Source organism: Rhizobium sp. 05L429 (genome assembly GCF_056397645.1).
Genome location: NZ_JBFTNV010000055.1, coordinates 1 through 18895, shown reverse-complemented (window position 1 = coordinate 18895; position 18895 = coordinate 1). Strand labels below are relative to the sequence as shown.

The 18895-nt window shown below is 61.3% G+C and carries 12 protein-coding genes; 7 read left to right on the top strand and 5 right to left on the bottom strand.

Annotation, left to right across the window (positions count from 1 at the left end; all coding sequences use genetic code 11):
- Window positions 1-29: 29 nt before the first annotated feature.
- Window positions 30-2489, bottom strand: coding sequence for a penicillin-binding protein 1A (locus AC1DNW_RS34345; protein ID WP_477855642.1), 2460 nt, complete (start codon window positions 2487-2489; stop codon window positions 30-32).
- A gap of 306 nt (window positions 2490-2795) precedes the next feature.
- Entirely contained in the window at window positions 2796-3977 is a 1182-nt protein-coding gene (locus AC1DNW_RS34340; RefSeq protein ID WP_477855641.1) for an N-acetylmuramoyl-L-alanine amidase, read from the bottom strand.
- Window positions 3978-4676: 699 nt separating this feature from the next.
- On the opposite strand from AC1DNW_RS34340, the gene AC1DNW_RS34335 reads away from it, so the two are divergent.
- A complete protein-coding gene (locus AC1DNW_RS34335) occupies window positions 4677-7541 on the top strand; it encodes an Rne/Rng family ribonuclease (protein WP_477855640.1) in 2865 nt (954 codons plus the stop codon).
- Between the two features lie 111 nt (window positions 7542-7652).
- On the opposite strand, the gene AC1DNW_RS34330 is transcribed toward AC1DNW_RS34335, so the two are convergent.
- Entirely contained in the window at window positions 7653-8270 is a 618-nt protein-coding gene (locus tag AC1DNW_RS34330) for a GNAT family N-acetyltransferase (protein WP_113310779.1), read from the bottom strand.
- On the bottom strand, window positions 8270-9928 hold the full coding sequence (locus tag AC1DNW_RS34325) for an acyl-CoA dehydrogenase family protein (RefSeq protein WP_477855639.1): 1659 nt from the start codon (window positions 9926-9928) through the stop codon (window positions 8270-8272). Before AC1DNW_RS34325 ends, AC1DNW_RS34330 begins: the two co-directional genes overlap by 1 nt.
- Before the next feature lie 284 nt (window positions 9929-10212).
- On the opposite strand from AC1DNW_RS34325, the gene AC1DNW_RS34320 reads away from it, so the two are divergent.
- Genes AC1DNW_RS34320 through dprA form a run of 4 tightly spaced genes read left to right on the top strand, consistent with a single transcriptional unit; the run spans window position 10213 to window position 14280 of the window.
- Entirely contained in the window at window positions 10213-11169 is a 957-nt protein-coding gene (locus AC1DNW_RS34320; protein WP_477855638.1) for an aspartate carbamoyltransferase catalytic subunit, read from the top strand.
- Window positions 11166-12458, top strand: coding sequence for a dihydroorotase (locus AC1DNW_RS34315; protein ID WP_113310776.1), 1293 nt, complete (start codon window positions 11166-11168; stop codon window positions 12456-12458). Before AC1DNW_RS34320 ends, AC1DNW_RS34315 begins: the two co-directional genes overlap by 4 nt.
- A 53-nt stretch (window positions 12459-12511) precedes the next feature.
- Window positions 12512-13132, top strand: coding sequence for a glycerol-3-phosphate 1-O-acyltransferase PlsY (plsY, locus tag AC1DNW_RS34310; protein ID WP_113310775.1), 621 nt, complete (start codon window positions 12512-12514; stop codon window positions 13130-13132).
- Entirely contained in the window at window positions 13132-14280 is a 1149-nt protein-coding gene (dprA, locus tag AC1DNW_RS34305) for a DNA-processing protein DprA (RefSeq protein WP_477855637.1), read from the top strand. Before plsY ends, dprA begins: the two co-directional genes overlap by 1 nt.
- Here the strand turns inward: dprA and AC1DNW_RS34300 are convergent.
- Window positions 14235-14462 (bottom strand): hypothetical protein, encoded by a 228-nt coding sequence (locus tag AC1DNW_RS34300; protein ID WP_113301263.1) that lies wholly within the window; start codon window positions 14460-14462, stop codon window positions 14235-14237. The two genes, dprA and AC1DNW_RS34300, sit on opposite strands and share 46 nt — an antisense overlap.
- 255 nt (window positions 14463-14717) lie before the next feature.
- Between AC1DNW_RS34300 and topA the strand changes: the two genes are divergently transcribed.
- Window positions 14718-17369: a type I DNA topoisomerase gene (topA, locus tag AC1DNW_RS34295; RefSeq protein WP_477855636.1), complete on the top strand. Its 2652-nt coding sequence runs from the start codon at window positions 14718-14720 to the stop codon at window positions 17367-17369.
- 2 nt (window positions 17370-17371) lie between these two features.
- A partial coding sequence (locus tag AC1DNW_RS34290) for a ribonuclease R family protein (RefSeq protein ID WP_477855635.1) occupies window positions 17372-18895 on the top strand: 1524 nt, incomplete at its 3' end.

The following is an 18895-nucleotide window of genomic DNA, read 5'->3' as shown; positions in this document are numbered from 1 at the left end:
GCGGCGGGCGCAACAAAAATCGGTGTCGATCAGAACAGGCCTGGCGTGTTGGTCTGAACCGCCTGGTTTGCCTGCGGCGACGTGCGCAKGATTTCCTCCGGCGCCATCGTGCCGTCCATGCCGATGACAGAGAGGCTGTCGGCCGGGCCGGTGCCTGGCTTGAAGGCTTCGATGATGGTGCCTGGATCGCCGTCGACAGCTGCCATGCCGGTCTTGCGGTTGATCGCGATCATGTTCATGCCGGCCGGGACCACGAATTTGGATTCCGGCATATCCTTGACGGCCGCCTGCATGAATTCGTTGAAGATCGGCGCCGAGAGAACACCACCCGTGCCGCCGCGGCCGAGCGGAGCCGGCGTATCGAAGCCCATGTAAAGGCCTGCGACCAGATCCGGCGTGAAGCCGACGAACCAGGCGTCCTTCTCATCGTTGGTCGTGCCAGTCTTGCCGGCAACGTCGCGGCCCGCCAGATCGACCTTGCCGGCCGCGGTACCACGCTGGATGACGCCCTGCATCATCGAGGTGATCTGGTAAGAGGTCATCGGATCGAGAACCTGCTCGCGGTTGTCGACGATGTTAGGCTCTTCCTGGCTCTGCCAGTCGCCCGCATTGCAGCCTTCGCAAAGACGTTCCTCGTGCCTGAAGATCGTCTTGCCGTAACGGTCCTGAATGCGGTCGATCAGCGTCGGCTTGATCTGCTTGCCGCCATTGGCGATGACCGAATAGGCCGAAACCATGCGCAGCACCGTCGTTTCACCCGAGCCGAGCGACATGGCGAGCAGCGGCGGCATCTTGTCGTAGATGCCGAAGCGTTCTGCATATTCCGCGACGATATTCATGCCGAGGTCATTAGCAAGGCGCACCGTCATCAGGTTGCGCGAATTCTCGATGCCGGAGCGCAGCGTCGAGGGACCGCTGACTTCGCCGCCGTAGTTTTCCGGCTTCCACACCTGACCGCCCGAAACGATCTCGATCGGCGCATCCATGATGACCGAGGCCGGCGTGTAGCCGTTGTCCATCGCGGCAGCATAAACGAAGGGCTTGAAGGAGGAGCCCGGCTGGCGCATCGCCTGAGTGGCGCGATTGAATTCCGACTGGGCATAGGAGAAGCCGCCGACCATGGCGAGAACGCGGCCGGTCTTCGGATCCATGGCGACGAGACCGCCCTGCACTTTCGGTGGCTGGCGCAGACGATAGGAGGTCGAGCCGTCACCGCCAAGGCGCTCGACATAAACGACATCGCCTGCCGTCACGACGCCGACCGGCGACCTTGTCGACTTGCGGTCGCCGGTGGCGGAGCGGAATGCCCACTGCATGTCCTTGGCGGCGATCGTGCCGCGCTCGCGCGCGGCCGCAACCTTGCCACCCCCATCCTTCGGCGGCTGGAGACCGATATCGACGGCCTCGTTGGACACGGCAAGCACGACGGCAAGGCGCCATTCCGGCACGTCGGAGAGAGCGGGAACTTCGGCGAGCGCCGGTCCCCAGTCCCCCGAGGCAGCGATCTGCTTGACCGGGCCGTGAAAACCCCGACGCTCGTCATAGGTGACCAAGCCGTCCTGCAGCGCCTTGCGGGCCTCGAGCTGCATCTGCGGATCGAGCGAGGTGCGCACCGAGAGACCGCCTTCATACAGCGTCTTCTCGCCGTACTGGTCGATGAGCTGGCGACGGACGGCTTCGGCGAAATAGTCGGAAGCAAAAAGAGACGGGCCGCTGGTGCGGGCAGTGACGCCGAGCGGCTGCTTCTTGGCGTCCTCGCCGTCGCTCTGGCTCACATAGCCATTCTCTACCATACGATCGATCACCCAGTTGCGGCGCTCGAGAGCGGCTTCCGGATGACGGAAGGGATGGTAGTTGGCCGGGCCCTTCGGCAACGAAGCGAGATAGGCGGATTCGGCGATCGTCAGTTCGGTGACCGACTTGTTGAAATAGGTGAGCGAGGCGCTGCCGATACCGTAGGAGTTCAGGCCAAAGAAGATCTCATTGAGATAGAGCTCGAGGATCTTGTCCTTGCTGTAGGCCTGCTCGATGCGAAAGGAAAGGATTGCTTCCTTGATCTTGCGGTCGATCGTCTGGTCCGAGGTCAGAAGGAAGTTCTTCGCCACCTGCTGGGTGATCGTCGAAGCACCGACCGGCCGGCGGCCTGAGCCGAAATTCTGCAGGTTGACGAGGATAGCGCGGCMGAGGCCCGTCAGGTCAACGCCAGGATGGTTGTAGAAATTCTTGTCTTCAGCCGAAAGGAAGGCCGCCTTCACGCGGTCCGGGATCGCCTGGATCGGCAGGAAAAGGCGCTTTTCCTTGGCGTATTCGGCCATGAGGGCACCGTTGCCGGCGTGAAYACGGGTGGTGACCGGCGGCGCATAGCTGTTGAGCACCGCATAGTCAGGAAGATCCTTCGCGACATTGGCAAGATAGACGGCAATAACCGCCGCAGCGCCCAGGAAAAGGACACACGCTATCCCGAAGAAATATCCAAGAAGTCTAACCATATTTTCAGCTACCGGTATTTCTAATCATTAGATCGGCGCAGCCGCAACAATCGCACAGATCATGTCTCATTGCACGTTGCGCGGCTTACTCCATGAGCGTTGGCGCCACAAGGCGATTTCGTCTTAGACAGGTGCGAAACATATAGAGTGGAGTAACGGCGCGAATGTGAGCAAAATAGGGCTTACCCCGCCACTTTCGCCTTCCCTTCCGGCAAGAGGCCCGGTTTAGGGTGGTTGTTACTTACGGGCAACGCCTGGTTTAAAGCCTTTACCGTTCAGATTGAATCGTTCTGACCGGGATAGGCACTAACCACCGTTTGCCATCAGGCTGGTGCGGTAACGCTTCACTGCATCCGTCAGAAGATCGGTCATCTTCACTCGCCACGTATCGTCAAGCAAAAGCTTCTCGTCATCGACATTGGAGAGGAAGCCGAGTTCGAGCAGGATCGAGGGAACATCTGGCGCCTGCAGTACACGGAAGCCTGCGTGACGATGCGGATTATTGATCGTGCCGACCTGGTCCTTGAAGGAAGCGAGCACGCTTTCGGCGAGCGAGATCGAGAACGCCTGCGTCTCGCGCCGCGTCAGGTCGAGGAGGATATCAGCAACCTCGGGCGGCTCGGCGACCGTTTCCTTCCCGGCGATCTGGTCCGACAGGTTTTCGCGCTCAGCGAGATCGGCGGCGAGCTTGTCCGAAGCCTTGTCGGAAATCGTGTAGACGGTTGCGCCGCGAATGTCCTTCTGCTTCAGCGTATCGGCATGCAGCGAAATGAAGAGGCCCGCATGGTTCTGTCGGGCGATGAGCACGCGCTGCGAGAGCGACAGGAATTCGTCGTTGTCGCGCGTCAGAAAAGCCTTGATGCCCCGCTCCTTGTTCAGGCGGTCGGCGAGCGCCTTGGCGAAGGCTAGCGTCACCTGCTTTTCCTCGGTCTTCGTATCGACACCGATCGCGCCGGTATCGATGCCGCCATGGCCGGCATCGATGGCAATGACGAAATCTCCGGGTGCGGTCTTTTCCGGCTGGGGAATCGCACTTGTCGTCTGCGCTGCATCGGCCTGATCGGTCCAGGACTGCGTCTTCACCAACTCGGCGAACTTCTGTTTGTCGATCATCTCGGCATCGAGCACCAGCCGGTGGCCATTACCGCTCTCATCCATCTGCACCTTGGCCAGCGCGAGCTGGACCGGACGCGCCGCCGTCAGCACAATGCGGGCGCTGCCCTCGTCCATGGCGCCGTAGCGAATGTCCTTGAAGAGGCCACGCGCCTCAAGATCCTTGGCGGGGAAACCAAAGTCCGTTGCCGGCAGGTCAACGACGATACGCTCGGGATTGGCGATATAGTGGACGGAAAAACGCGGCTCACGGTCGAAATCGATAACGATGCGGGTTCTGGCGTCGTCGCCGACGATGCGTGCTCCGTAGGCCAGCAGGGGATCCTTCGTACCGGCTGCCGCGCCCGGGACCGCGCAAAATACTGCGAAGGCCAAAAGCCACGCCGTAAAACCAAGTTTGCGCCCTGCGGACAACTCCGCCGCGATCCGAGAACTCTTAAACAATAGCCCGCCACACCCTATTTATTATCGCGATGGAGCCACCACCGTTTCCGCGGACGCCCGCTGGAGGCGAGCGCGCACGCACCGACCACGACTCAGGATCGCCTATCCCCGAGGAGTTTATGCGATACGAAATCCATCAATATTATGGCACATTTGGCTTTTCCCTTGCTATTGTGACAGAGAAAACATACAACAAATTTTAGGGTAGAGGTGTTGACGGGATAGAGTCGCCGCGAGGCAGCCAGCCACTACGGACCTGGCGCCACAACCGGTAATCGTCCGCCGTCTAATGCATTTCCACTCAAGAACTGGATCCTGATTTTCCGGCTTCATGCTGGGACTTCATTGGTGGATCAGCCACCACGCTCTCAGGGAGCAAACTCATCGGACCCGAAATGGGTCTTCGTCATTTATCGATCGCGCTTGGTTGTTGATGGTTTCGCAGCAGGTTTTATCTGAAGTGTACAGGCCCCGGAACGAAAATGTTCCGGCTGCGGTCTGGCTGCTGCCCTGCCCCTCGCACCAATCTCGACTTTCATTATCCGGCGCGGCCACTGCGGACCGCATTCTTTCTGTGTCAACAGCAGTCGGGAATGCGCTCTCGCGGCCTCGCCGAGGAGCTCAGCTTACATGGCAGACAAAATGCTTATCGATGCGTCTCACGAAGAAGAGACGCGCGTCGTTGTCGTTCGCGGGAACCGTATAGAAGAATTTGACTTCGAGTCGCAGCACAAGAAGCAGATCCGCGGCAACATCTATCTTGCAAAGGTAACGAGGGTAGAGCCCTCGCTGCAGGCCGCTTTCGTAGACTACGGCGGCAACCGGCACGGCTTCCTGGCCTTTGCCGAAATCCATCCCGACTATTACCAGATACCGCTTGCCGACCGTCAGGCCCTGCTTCGTGCCGAAGCCGAGGAGCACCGCCGCGACGAGGATGTCGAGCATGTCGAGACGGCTCCTATGGTCGATCTCTCGACGCAGGACCAGCCTGATATCGGCATCGTTCCGGTCGAACAGCCCGAGGCAGTCGCGGCAGAAGAAGCAGCCGCACCCGCCGAAGAGGCAGCACCTGTTGCTGAAGAAGCCCCGGCCAAGAAGCCCCGCGCCCGCCGCAGCCGCAAGAAGGTAGTCGAACCTGTCGCCGAAGAGGCAGCAGCGGAAGCGTCTGTTGCCGACAACGACGACGAAGGCTCGACCGGCGGCGAGATGGCCGCAATGGTCGAAACGGACTCCATCTCCGAGGACGTCTCCAAGCGCCGTCAGGATGATGACGACGATGATGACGACCACGGCGAAGAGGAAGTTATTGAATCCGTCGGCGCCGAAGACGCGATGGAAGAGGTTCCGGACCGTGTGCAGCGCAAGCCGCGCAAGCAGTACCGCATCCAGGAAGTCATCAAGCGCCGCCAGATCCTGCTGGTGCAGGTCGCCAAGGAAGAACGCGGTAACAAGGGCGCTGCCCTCACGACATATCTGTCGCTCGCAGGCCGCTATTCGGTTCTGATGCCGAACACGGCACGTGGCGGCGGCATTTCCCGCAAGATCACCAACCCACAGGACCGCAAGCGGCTGAAGGAAATCGCCCGCATGCTGGAGGTGCCGCAGGGCATGGGCGTGATCCTGCGCACGGCCGGTGCGAACCGCACCAAGGTCGAGGTCAAGCGCGACTTCGAATATCTGATGCGCCTGTGGGAGAACGTCCGCACGCTGACGCTCGCCTCCACGGCACCCTGCCTCGTCTACGAGGAAGGTTCGCTCATCAAGCGCTCGATCCGCGATCTCTACAACAAGGATATCAGCGAAGTCATCGTCTCCGGCGAAGAAGGCTATCGTGAAGCGAAAGACTTCATGAAGATGCTGATGCCGAGCCATGCCAAGGTTGTTCAGCCCTACCGCGACATCCATCCGATCTTCTCCCGCTCCGGCATCGAAGCGCAGCTCGACCGCATGCTGCAGCCGCAGGTAACGCTGAAGTCCGGCGGTTATCTGATCATGAACCAGACGGAAGCGCTGGTTTCTATCGACGTCAACTCCGGCCGCTCGACCCGCGAGCACTCGATCGAGGATACGGCTCTCCAGACGAACCTCGAGGCTGCAGACGAAGTCGCCCGTCAGCTTCGCCTTCGCGACCTTGCCGGCCTTATCGTCATCGACTTCATCGACATGGAAGAAAAGCGCAACAATCGCGCCGTCGAGAAGAAGCTGAAGGAATGCCTGAAGAACGATCGCGCCCGCATCCAGGTCGGCCGCATCTCGCATTTCGGCCTTCTGGAAATGTCGCGCCAGCGCATCCGCGCTTCCGTTCTTGAATCGACGACGCAGGTCTGCTCGCATTGCGGCGGCACCGGCCACGTTCGTTCGCAGTCCTCCGTTGCCCTGCATGTGCTGCGCGGCGTCGAGGAGTATCTGCTCAAGAACACCACGCATAATATCACGGTACGCACGACGCCCGATATCGCGCTCTACCTGCTCAACCACAAGCGCCAGACGATCGTCGATTATGAAGCCCGCTTCGGCGTGGCGATCATCATCGATGCTGATGGTTCGGTTGGTGCTCAGCACTTCGCGATCGATCGTGGCGAACCGGTTGAAAACCCCGTCAAGATCGAAAGCCTCTTCAATTTCGCAGCCATCCCCGACGATGATGATGATGATGATGTCGTCATCGAGCACGACGAGGAAGAAGACGAAGAGCTGGAAGAAAAGCCTGCCACTTCCGAGCGCCCGGCTGCTGCCGCCCGCGCAGAGGGTGAAGGCGAAAATGGACGCAAGCGCAAACGCCGTCGCCGCCGTCGTGGCCGCAACGGAACTGCCGAGCAGCAGGTTGGAGCCGATACCGTCTCCGACGAGGCTGACGATGGCGAAGAGGGCGAAGACGAGGGCAGCGAAGGCGACAGCGATGCCGCCGAAGGTGTTGCAGACGCCCACGCCGAGGGCGATGACTCCCAGCGCCGCAAGCGCCGCCGTCGAGGCAAGCGTGGCGGACGCCGTAACCGTGGTGAGGAAGGCGCTGAAGGTGCAGCTTCCGAAGACGGCGACGCGGATGAAGCCGACGATAGCGTAGCCGAAGTGACGTCTGCGACCGAGGCAGAGGTGATCGAAGTCATCGCAGCTGAAACCAATGAAGGCCAGTCCGCGGCAGCAGCCATCGAAGGCAGCGAAAGCATTGCCGAAGTGGTCAAGCCCGCACGCGGCCGTGGCCGCCGTAAGGTCGCAGCACCCTCGCCGGTCGAAGAGCCCATCATTGAAACGCCGGTCGCAGAAGCGGTTGCTGCTGAGGCGCCGGTTGCCGAAGCCGAGCCTGAAGTGATGGAAGCCTCTGCAGATCTCGCGACCCCAGCACAGKAAGAGGCAAAGCCTGCCCGCGCCAACCGCGGCTCCAACATCTCGTCCTCCGAACCGACGGTCACCTCGAACCGCACCGAAAACGGAGAGACTGACGGCGAAGGCAAGCCGAAGAAGGCCGGCTGGTGGCAGCGCCGCGGCTTCTTCTGAACGCTGATTTTCGGCGATAAGTGACACGATCCGGCTGCGGCAACGCGGCCGGATTTTTTATGTCGTTAAATGAAGGGCGTTCAGCCTGCTGCTCGTCGGACGAAGTTCAGCCTAGAGTGTGCGGCCGAACCAGACAGTGGTTTCCGATGCCGAGACGAGCGGCGGGAGCAGGCGCACGAAACCTCGTGAGGACCAGAAGTGCTGGCCGCCCTGGTTGCCGGCATTGACCCCGAGATGAATACCGCGCACGCCTGCCTTTCGGGCCTGTGACACCCACTGCTTCAGAAGCATGCCACCGACGCCCTGCCCTTGCAGGCGCAGCAGGAGATTCATGTGAATATGGGCGGGGTAGGCTTCGACGATATCAGCCGACATGATGCGTGGATGATGGATCGCAAAGCTGCGGCGTTCATCGGCGGTCCATTGGGACGGATCGCCGGCAGGATCGGCATACTGATCGCGCAAAGAGGGCCACCATTCGCGCTCGAGCAAGCCTTCGAAAGCGGCCGTGTCGTAAGCACCAACGATATAGCCGGCAATGCCCTGTTCGTCTTCCGCGACAAGGGTCATTTCCGGGCCGAGCACCACGTAGGGTGCCGAATAGATATGACCGATCAGCCTGTTATCGCGATAGAGATGGCTCGCATCCTGTCCGCCGTCGCCGGTCGCAAGCGAGATGGCATAGATCTCATCGAGATCGTCCTGCCGCGCATTGCGAAACGCCGGCACTACGCAGCCGGCGGATAAAGCAGGTCGACGATATAACTCGCGTCAAAGCGGGAATCGAGCATGCCGTAGGTCGAGCGCCAGCCGCCGGCAAGTCGGGTCTCGATGAAGGCATCGGCAATGCGTCCTGCCCCGAGGCGGTAGAGTTCGGCGGCACCGGCGGCGAGTGCCAGCTGTTCGACGAGCAGGCGGGCAGCACCCTCGTCCTGTTCGCAGAGCGCGATCGCTGCGCGCAGCACGTCGATCGTCTTCTTGCCAGCCGGGCCGAGATCGCGTGCGAGACCTGCAAAAACCGTCTCGAAGAGGTCCTTGCCGCGGTTCAAGACGCGCAGCACGTCCAGCGCCATGACATTGCCCGAACCTTCCCAGATCGCATTGACCGGGGCCTCGCGATAATGGCGGGCGATCGGACGTTCTTCGATGTAGCCGCTGCCGCCGATGCACTCCATCGCCTCGTAGATCAGCGCCGGGGCGATCTTGCAGCACCAGTATTTGGCGACCGGCGTCATGACGCGGGCGTAGGCGGCATCTTCGGCATTGCCGCGCGCCTTGTCGAAGGCATCTGCAAGGCGGAAGGAGAGCGCCGTGGCTGCGGCCACATCGAGCGCCATGTCGGCGAGCACGCGCGTCATGATCGGCTGGTTGACGAGCATCTTGCCGAAAACGCTGCGGCCGCGGGTGTGGTGCACGGCTTCGGCCAGCGAGGCGCGCATGATKCCGGAAGAGGCGAGTGCGCAATCGAGACGCGTCAGCGTCACCATATCGAGAATGGTGCGGATGCCACCATCCGGAGCCCCGAGCAGGAAGCCGAACGTATCCGTAAACTCCACCTCGGAAGAGGCGTTGGAGCGGTTGCCGATCTTGTCCTTCAGGCGCTGGAACTGCAGGCCGTTAGCCGAACCATCCTCCAGAAGACGCGGTACCAGGAAGCAGCCCATGCCCTCCTTTGTCTGCCCCAGCATGATGAAGGCGTCGCTCATCGGCGCGGACATAAACCACTTGTGGCCGGAGAGGCGATAGATGCCCTCGCTGACCTTTTCGGCAGCAGTCTTGTTGGCGCGGACATCCGTGCCACCCTGTTTTTMCGTCATGCCCATACCGATCGTCACGGCCGACTTCTGCATGGCGGGACGGTTGGATGAATCATATTTGCGCGACAGGATCTTCGGCGCCCAGTCCTTCTGCACAGCCGGTGACGCCGAGAGCGCGGCAACGGACGCGCTGGTCATCGTTATCGGGCAGAGATGGCCGGATTCGAGTTGCGCCGTCAGATAGAAACGAGCCGCGCGAATGTGGTGGGCCTGGTCCTTCGCCTCCGTATCGGCCTGCGGATCCCAGACGGAGGAATGCAGGCCCGAGGCCATGGAACGGCGCATCAGCGCATGCCAGGCCGGGTGGAATTCGACGATATCCAGACGCTCGCCGCGCGGACCGTGGGTTCGAAGCTGCGGCGTGCCCTGGTTTGCCATGCGCGCCAGTTCCTGCGCTTCCGGCGAGGTCACGTAGCGGCCCATGTTTTCAAGGTCTTCGCGGATGGTGCGCGGCAGCGTGGAGGTCAGATCGACGATCAGCGGATCGGATCTATAGGCATTGATTCCCGACCAGAGGCTCGGCTGGTTGAGTTCGGCGAGTTTGTCTTCAATCCGGTTTGCGGCGGTCATTATTCGCTTCTATTTCATGAGCCCGGCAAAGGTAAACCGGAAGTTTGTGATTCGCAGATTTCTGCTCTACAGCGCCGCGCGTCTTTTCAGACGCGCAAAGGACGCTGTAGCACTTTAAATTGCTGCATAATTTTATCCTTAAATCGATTCCGATTTAAGGAATCATGCAGTAGCGAGATTCGACGGAAAATGCATGGGGAACATAGGGATTTGCGCATAACACGCGCTTGCCCCTTCCCCCCGCACTCTTTATAGACCCCGCGAAGACAATAAGAGGCAGGGTCATGGTCTTTTTCCCCCACCGCCACCTCATTGGCATCAAKGGCCTCACCGAGCAGGATATTACCTATCTTCTCGACAAGGCTGACGAAGCCGTCAAGATCAGCCGACAGAGAGAAAAGAAGACGTCGACCCTTCGGGGACTGACGCAGATCAACCTCTTCTTTGAAGCGTCGACGCGAACGCAAGCCTCCTTCGAACTTGCCGGCAAACGCCTCGGCGCCGACGTGATGAACATGTCGGTCGGCAATTCCTCGGTGAAGAAGGGCGAGACGCTGATCGATACGGCGATGACGCTGAACGCGATGCGGCCTGATGTCCTGATCATCCGTCATTCCAGCGCCGGTGCTGCAGCCCTTCTGGCGCAGAAGGTCTCCTGCTCCGTCGTCAATGCCGGCGATGGCCAGCATGAGCACCCGACGCAGGCGCTGCTCGACGCGCTGACGATCCGCCGCGCCAAGGGCCGGCTCTCGCGCATCATCGTGGCGATCTGCGGCGACGTGCTGCATTCGCGCGTGGCGCGCTCCAACATCCTGCTTCTGAACGCCATGGGCGCAAGGGTGCGCGTCGTCGCCCCCGCAACGTTGCTGCYGGCCGGCATTGCCGAGATGGGTGTCGAGGTCTTCCATTCGATGAAGGAAGGGCTGAAGGACGCCGATGTGGTGATGATGCTGCGGCTGCAGCGCGAGCGCATGTCCGGCGCCTTCGTGCCGTCGGTGCGTGAATATTATCATTTCTACGGCCTGGATGCGGAAACGCTGAAGGCGGCGAAGGACGATGCCCTCGTCATGCATCCGGGACCGATGAACCGCGGCGTGGAAATCGCCTCTGAGGTCGCCGACGGGCCGCAGAGCGTGATCGCCGAACAGGTGGAGATGGGGGTTGCCGTGCGCATGGCCGTCATGGAAACCCTGCTCGTTTCCCAGAATCAGGGGCCGCGCACCGAGGGAGTGGGCGCATGAGCAATCTCGTCCTCAAGAATGTGCGCATCGTCGACCCCTCCCGCAATCTCGATGAGGTCGGGACCGTTATCGTCAAGAACGGTCTCATCGTTGCGGCCGGCAAGGATGCGCAGAACCAGGGCACGCCGGAAGGCGCTACCGTGCGCGACTGCACCGGTCTCGTCGCGACGCCGGGCCTCGTCGATGCGCGCGTCCATATCGGCGAACCGGGTGGCGAACACCGCGAGACGATCGCTTCGGCGAGCCGTGCTGCGGCAGCGGGCGGTGTTACCTCCATCATCATGATGCCGGATACCCATCCTGTTATCGACGACATCGCGCTCGTCGAATTCGTCAAGAAGACGGCGCGGGATACAGCCGTCGTCAATGTCTATCCGGCAGCGGCCATCACCAAGGGGCTTGCCGGCGAAGAAATGACGGAAATCGGCCTGCTGATGCAGGCAGGCGCCGTCGCCTTCACGGATGCCCATTCGAGCATCCACGACACACAGGTGCTGCGCCGGGTGATGACCTATGCGCGCGAATTCGGTGCCGTCATCGCCTGCGCCACGCGCGACAAATATCTCGGCGCCAACGGCGTCATGCATGAAGGCCTGCTGGCAAGCTGGCTCGGCCTTTCCGGCATTCCGAAGGAAGCGGAGCTCATCCCGATCGAGCGCGACCTGCGCATCGCCCAACTGACGCGAGGCAACTACCATGCGGCGATGATATCGGTTCCGGAATCGGTCGAGGCGATCGAGCTTGCCCGTTCGCGTGGTGCGAATGTCACCTGCGGTGTGTCGATCAACAATCTGGCGCTGAACGAGAACGACATCGGCGAATACCGCACCTTCTTCAAGCTCTATCCACCGCTACGCTCCGAGGACGATCGGGTCGCGATGGTGGACGCGCTGGCCAGGGGTGCAATCGATATCATCGTCTCCTCCCACGATCCGCAGGATGTCGATACCAAACGCCTGCCCTTTGGCGAGGCTGAGGATGGGGCCGTAGGGCTCGAAACGATGCTGGCTGCAGCATTGCGGCTGCACCACAGCGGCGATGTCAGCCTGATGCGGCTGATCGATGCGATGTCGACCCGCCCGGCACAGATCTTCGGGCTCGATGCCGGAACATTGAAGCCCGGTGCGAAGGCCGATATTGCCTTGATCGACCTCGAAGAGCCTTGGCTTGTCGCCAAGGACATGCTTCTTTCCCGCTCGAAGAACACGCCGTTTGAGGATGCGCGCTTCAGCGGGCGGGCCGTCGCGACCTATGTCAGGGGCAAGCTGGTTCACGCATTGCAGGGCTGAAGGCTGCCCTGCCCTTGCTGGTGGGCTCTCCGCAAGAAGAGTTGGGGAACAAAATGATATCTGATCTTGTCACCTGGCAGATTACGCTGCCCCTGGCGCTTGCCGCCGTCTTCGTGGGCTACCTGCTCGGCTCCATCCCGTTCGGTCTCATTCTTACGCGCGCCGCCGGCCTTGGCGACGTGCGCAGCATCGGCTCCGGCAATATCGGCGCCACCAATGTCCTGCGTACCGGCAACAAGAAGCTTGCGGCCGCAACGTTGCTGCTCGATGCGCTGAAGGCTGCCGCAGCCGCCTGGGTCATGGCCTATTTCGTGGGTGAGGAAGCGGGCATCATCGCTGGTTTCTTTGCCTTCATCGGCCACCTCTTCCCGGTCTGGATCGGCTTCAAGGGCGGCAAAGGCGTCGCCACCTATATCGGCACGCTGCTCGGCGTCGCTCCATCAATGGTTCTGCTGTTTGCAGCCGTCTGGCTGGGAACCGCATTTACCACCCGTTATTCCTCGCTTTCCGCTCTGGTTGCGATGCTTGTCATTCCGGTTGCACTGTGGATATTGGGCGATGAAAAGGTAGCGGCGATCATGGCAATCATGACCGTCATTTCCTACTGGAAACACAAGGCGAATATCTCCCGCCTGATGAGCGGGACGGAAAGCAAGATCGGGGCTAAAGGGTAATGGACGCGCTCAGCGCAAGGCCAAAGGGAATTGCGCTGACGGAGAGGCAGAGGATCGCCTGGCTGAGGCTGATCCGTTCCGACAACGTCGGCCCCGCGACTTTTCGTGATCTCGTTAATCATTTCGGCTCGGCAGAAGCGGCACTTTCCATGCTGCCGGAGCTTTCGGCGCGCGGCGGTGCGACCCGTTCGATCCGCATAGCCACCGAGGCTGAAGCCCATCGTGAACTTGAGGCAGCACAGCGCTTCGGCGCCCGCTTCGTCGGTATCGGCGAGCCCGACTATCCGCAGGCTCTGCGTCAGATCGACGGCGCGCCGCCGCTGCTGGCGGTCAAGGGTGATCTTTCCGTGGGTGACAGGCCGGCGGTGGGCATCGTCGGTTCGCGCAACGCTTCGATCARCGGCGCGAAGTTTGCGGCGATGGTCGCCCGCGACTGCGGCCGGGCGGGCTATACCGTGGTCTCCGGGCTTGCCCGTGGCATCGATACGGCCGCCCACCGGGCGAGCCTTGATACCGGCACCATTGCCGCAATGGCCGGAGGGCTGGACCAGCCCTACCCGCCCGAAAATGTCGGGCTGCTCGAGGATATATGGAATGGCAACGGGCTTGCCGTCAGTGAGATGCCTTTCGGCTGGGAACCGCGCGCCCGCGATTTCCCACGCCGCAACCGGCTGATATCAGGCATCTCGCTCGGTGTCGTTGTCGTGGAAGCAGCGGTTCGTTCCGGTTCGCTGATCACCGCGCGGATGGCTGGCGAATTCGGACGGCTGGTCTTTGCCGTGCCGGGCTCGCCGCTCGATCCGCGCTGTCACGGTACGAACGGACTATTGAAGGACGGGGCGATGATCGTCACCGCAGCTGAGGACGTTGTCGAGGCCTTGGCGCCGCTCTCCCAGCCCGATCTCTTCTCGCTGCCGTCAGCAGAAGAACCGAGGCGCGAAGGTGGCAGGATATCGCTTCCGCCCGACGAAACGGATCGCACACTCGTCATCGATGCGCTTGGCCCGACGCCGGCGGAGATCGACGACATTATTCGCCATACGGGCCTTTCGGCATCCGCCGTCTATCTCGTTCTTCTGGAGCTGGATATGGCCGGGCGGCTTCACCGCCATGCCGGCGGGTTGGTTTCAGTTTCCATGACCGACTGAGCTGTCATGCGTGCCTGCAGGTCGCCAGATTCGACATAGGCCATTTCGATAAGATAGCAGAGCATCTCCGCATTTTCGCGTTCAGCTACCTGACGTAACTCTCCAAGCATCTGCCGGATGAAAGCAATGTTCTCACGCGATGCCGAGCGATCGATGTCTGTTCCTGCAACCTTGGGCGCCATAATTGTCTCTGTGAAATMAGAAAAGGCTGCTTTACAAGGAGCCCGAACCAAACTTCAAAAATGATAGAGCAATTATCTTGAATTGCAATACGCCAACAGTCGCGCAATGGTTGCGTCACGTCGCAAAGACGTAAAATTAGAGCAAACCTCTTGACCAGAGCGAATTCCCTGTCCATGTCGGAGGGCCGGTATTCATGCTGCAGTGCATGTTCCGCCTGCTTGTTCGCCGGATCGGCACTTTTTTAGAGAATCATCATGAATGTTGTAGTGGTGGAATCGCCTGCCAAGGCCAAGACGATCAACAAGTATCTGGGTCCAGGATACAAGGTGCTCGCCTCTTTCGGCCATGTGCGCGATCTGCCTGCCAAGGATGGATCAGTTCTTCCGGATCAGGATTTCGAGATGCTGTGGGAGGTGGATAGCGCCTCGTCCAAGCGCATGAAGGATATTGCCGACGCGGTGAAATCCTCCGATGCGCTGTTCCTGGCGACCGACCCCGATCGCGAAGGCGAAGCGATCTCCTGGCATGTTCTCGACCTTCTGAACAAGAAGCGCGTCATCAACGGCAAGCCCGTCAAGCGCGTCGTCTTCAACGCCATCACCAAGAAAGCCGTGCTCGATGCGATGGCCGATCCGCGTGACATCGATGTCCCCTTGGTCGATGCCTATCTCGCGCGCCGTGCGCTCGATTATCTCGTCGGCTTTAACCTGTCGCCCGTTCTCTGGCGCAAGCTGCCCGGCGCGCGGTCGGCCGGCCGCGTGCAGTCGGTTGCGCTGCGCCTCGTCTGCGATCGTGAATCCGAGATCGAGCGCTTCATCTCCGAGGAATACTGGAACCTTTCGGCGCTCCTGAAGACGCCACGCGGCGACGAGTTCGAAGCAAGGCTGGTTGCCGCCGACGGCAAGCGGCTGCAGCCGCGCGCGATCGGCAATGGTGACGACGCCGGCAAACTGAAGGCACTGCTGGAAGGCGCAAGCTATGTCGTCGAAAGCGTCGAGGCAAAACCTGTCAAGCGCAATCCGGCTCCGCCCTTCACGACCTCCACATTGCAACAGGCCGCCTCCTCCAAGCTCGGTTTCTCGGCTTCGCGCACCATGCAGGTCGCGCAGAAGCTCTATGAGGGTTTCGATATCGGCGGCGAGACGGTCGGTCTGATCACCTATATGCGTACCGACGGCGTGCAGATGGCGCCGGAAGCGATCGATGCGGCGCGCGGCGCCATCGCAGATCAGTTCGGCGAGCGTTATCTGCCCGAAAAGGCGCGCTTCTACTCCACCAAGGCCAAGAACGCCCAGGAAGCGCACGAAGCGATCCGTCCGACCKATTTCAACCGCTCGCCAGACCGCGTCCGCAAGTTCCTCGATGCCGACCAGATCCGCCTCTATGACCTGATCTGGAAGCGCGGCATTGCCAGCCAGATGGCGTCGGCCGAGATTGAGCGCACGACGGCGGAAATCATTGCCGACAATAACGGCCAGAAGGCTGGGTTGCGTGCGGTAGGCTCCGTCATCCGCTTCGATGGCTTCATCGCCGCCTATACCGACCAGAAGGAAGAYGGCGAACAGAGCGACGACGCCGACGACGAGGATGGTCGCCTGCCGGAGATCAATGCGCGCGAGAACCTCGCCAAGCAGAAGATCAACTCGACACAGCATTTCACCGAGCCGCCGCCGCGCTATTCCGAAGCTTCGCTCATCAAGAAGATGGAAGAGCTCGGCATCGGCCGGCCGTCCACCTATGCCGCGACGCTGGCTACGCTGCGCGACCGCGACTATGTGACGATCGACAAACGCAAGCTGATCCCGCAGGCGAAAGGGCGTCTCGTCACCGCCTTCCTCGAAAGCTTTTTCACGAAATACGTGGAATACGACTTTACGGCCGATCTCGAAGAGAAGCTCGACCGGATCTCGGCCGGCGAACTCAACTGGAAACAGGTTCTTCGCGACTTCTGGAAGGATTTCTTCTCGCAGATCGAAGACACCAAGGAACTGCGCGTCACCAACGTATTGGACTCGTTGAACGAGGCGCTGGCGCCGCTGGTCTTCCCCAAGCGCGAGGATGGCAGCGATCCGCGCATCTGCCAGGTCTGCGGTACTGGCAACCTGTCGCTGAAGCTTGGCAAATATGGCGCCTTCGTCGGCTGCTCGAACTATCCGGAATGCAACTATACCCGCCAGCTTTCCTCCGAAAATGGCGGCGAGGCTGAAGGCGCTGCGCTGAACGAACCGAAGAACCTCGGCACCGATCCGACCACCGGCGAGGAACTGACGCTGCGTTCGGGCCGTTTCGGCCCCTATATCCAGCGTGGCGACGGCAAGGACGCCAAGCGCTCTTCGCTGCCGAAGGGCTGGAAGCCTGAGGATATCGATTACGAGAAAGCGATGGCGCTGATTTCGCTGCCGCGCGATATCGGCAAGCATCCGGAGTCCGGCAAGATGATCTCTTCCGGGCTCGGTCGCTACGGGCCATTCCTGCTGCATGACGGCACCTACGCCAATCTGGAGAGCATCGAGGACGTCTTCTCGGTCGGCCTCAACCGCGCCGTGACGCTGATTGCCGAAAAGCAGGCGAAGGCGCCAGGCGGCAACCGCGGAACGCCGGCAGCCCTGAAGGAACTCGGCGATCATCCAGACGGTGGCGCAATCACCGTTCGCGACGGCCGCTACGGCCCGTATGTCAACTGGGGCAAGGTCAATGCGACGCTGCCAAAGGGCAAGGATCCGCAGGCCATCACCGTCGAGGAAGCGCTGGCGCTGATCGTGGAAAAGGCCGGCAAGGCTCCCGCGGGCAAGACCAAAGCCAAGGCAAAGCCGAAGGCTGCCGCAGCGGAAGCCAAGCCGACGAAGACTGCCGCCAAGCCGAAGGCGACCAAGGCAAAAGCATCGGCGAAAACGAAAAAGAGCTGAGAGTGACGAGAGAACCGCGCGAGACTACGAGACCCATGGGCAAACGCCCGGGAAAGATCGGCCGCGCGAGCAGGGAAGCTGCGCMCGAGCCGCTGAACGTCGTGCATGGCGTGCTGCCGCCACGCGAGGTGATCCTTCGTTTCATCGCCGAACACCCGCAAAAGGCCTCCAAGCGCGAACTCGCGAAGGCCTTCGGATTGAAGGGCGAAAGCCGCGTCGAGCTCAAGCGTCTGCTGCAGGAGCTTGAACAGGAAGGCATGCTGCAGAAGACCCGCAAGTCGCTGATCCGGCCGGGCGCACTGCCGCCTGTGACCGTGCTCGACATCACCACGCGCGACAAGGACGGCGATCTGATCGGTCGCCCGGCCGAATGGCCGGAGGATCAGGGCGTGGCCCCGGCCGTCGCCATCCGCCAGCAATCGCCAGCCGGCCGACAAGGCAAGGGCAAGTCGCCCGTTGCCGGCCTCGGCGACCGTATCCTCGCCAAGATCTTCCCCGCCGTCGACCGCGGCGGCCCGGCCTACACCGCCCGCATCATCAAGGTGATCGACAAGCGCCGCGGCGCAAGCATGGGTGTCTTCAAGGACGCGCCCGGAGGTGCCGGACGCCTGCTGCCCATCGATCGGCGCGGCGAGGAAATGGTGATCGACCCTGAATACAAGGGCGATGCCAAGGACGGCGATCTGGTCGAGGTGGAGATTGCGCGTCTCGGCCGCTTCGGACTGCCGCGCGCCAAGGTTCTCTCGGTCGTCGGTTCGGTCGGATCGGAAAAGGCGATCTCGATGATTGCCGTGCATGCGCACGGTATTCCGCATGTTTTCCCGCCCGCCGCCGTCGCAGAGGCGGATGACGCCAAGCCTGCCACCATGTCGCATCGCGAAGACTGGCGCGACATGCCGCTGATTACCATCGACCCTGCCGATGCCAAGGACCATGACGACGCCGTCTATGCCGAGGATGATCCATCGGAAGACAATGCCGGCGGCGTCATCATCACGGTCGCCATCGCCGATGTATCCTGGTATGTGCGGCCGAATTCACCGCTCGACCGCGAAGCGCTGAAGCGCGGCAATTCGGTCTATTTCCCCGACCGTGTCGTGCCTATGCTGCCGGAGCGCATCTCCAACGATCTCTGCTCGCTGAAGGAAGGCGTCGACCGTCCTGCTCTTGCCGTACGCATGGTCTTTTCGAAGGAAGGCCGCAAGACTGGCCATACCTTCCACCGCATCATGATGAAGAGTGCTGCCAAGCTCTCCTATCAACAGGCGCAGGCGGCGATTGACGGCAAGCCCGACGACAAGGCCGGGCCAATGCTGGAGCCGATCCTGAAGCCGCTCTGGCACGCCTACGAGACGATGAAGCGCGGCCGAGACCGGCGTCAGCCCCTCGAGCTCGATATGCCCGAGCGCAAGATCCTGCTGAAGCCTGACGGCACCGTCGACCGGGTCTTCGTTCCGCCGCGCCTCGATGCGCACAAGCTGATCGAAGAAATGATGATCCAGGCGAATGTCTGCGCCGCCGAGACA

Excerpts from the sequence above, each read along its gene's own strand:
- plsY (WP_113310775.1), top strand. The coding sequence starts at position 12,512 with ATGATATCTGATCTTGTCACCTGGCAGATTACGCTGCCCCTGGCGCTT.
- AC1DNW_RS34300 (WP_113301263.1), bottom strand. The coding sequence starts at position 14,462 with ATGGCGCCCAAGGTTGCAGGAACAGACATCGATCGCTCGGCATCGCGT.
- AC1DNW_RS34315 (WP_113310776.1), top strand. The coding sequence starts at position 11,166 with ATGAGCAATCTCGTCCTCAAGAATGTGCGCATCGTCGACCCCTCCCGC.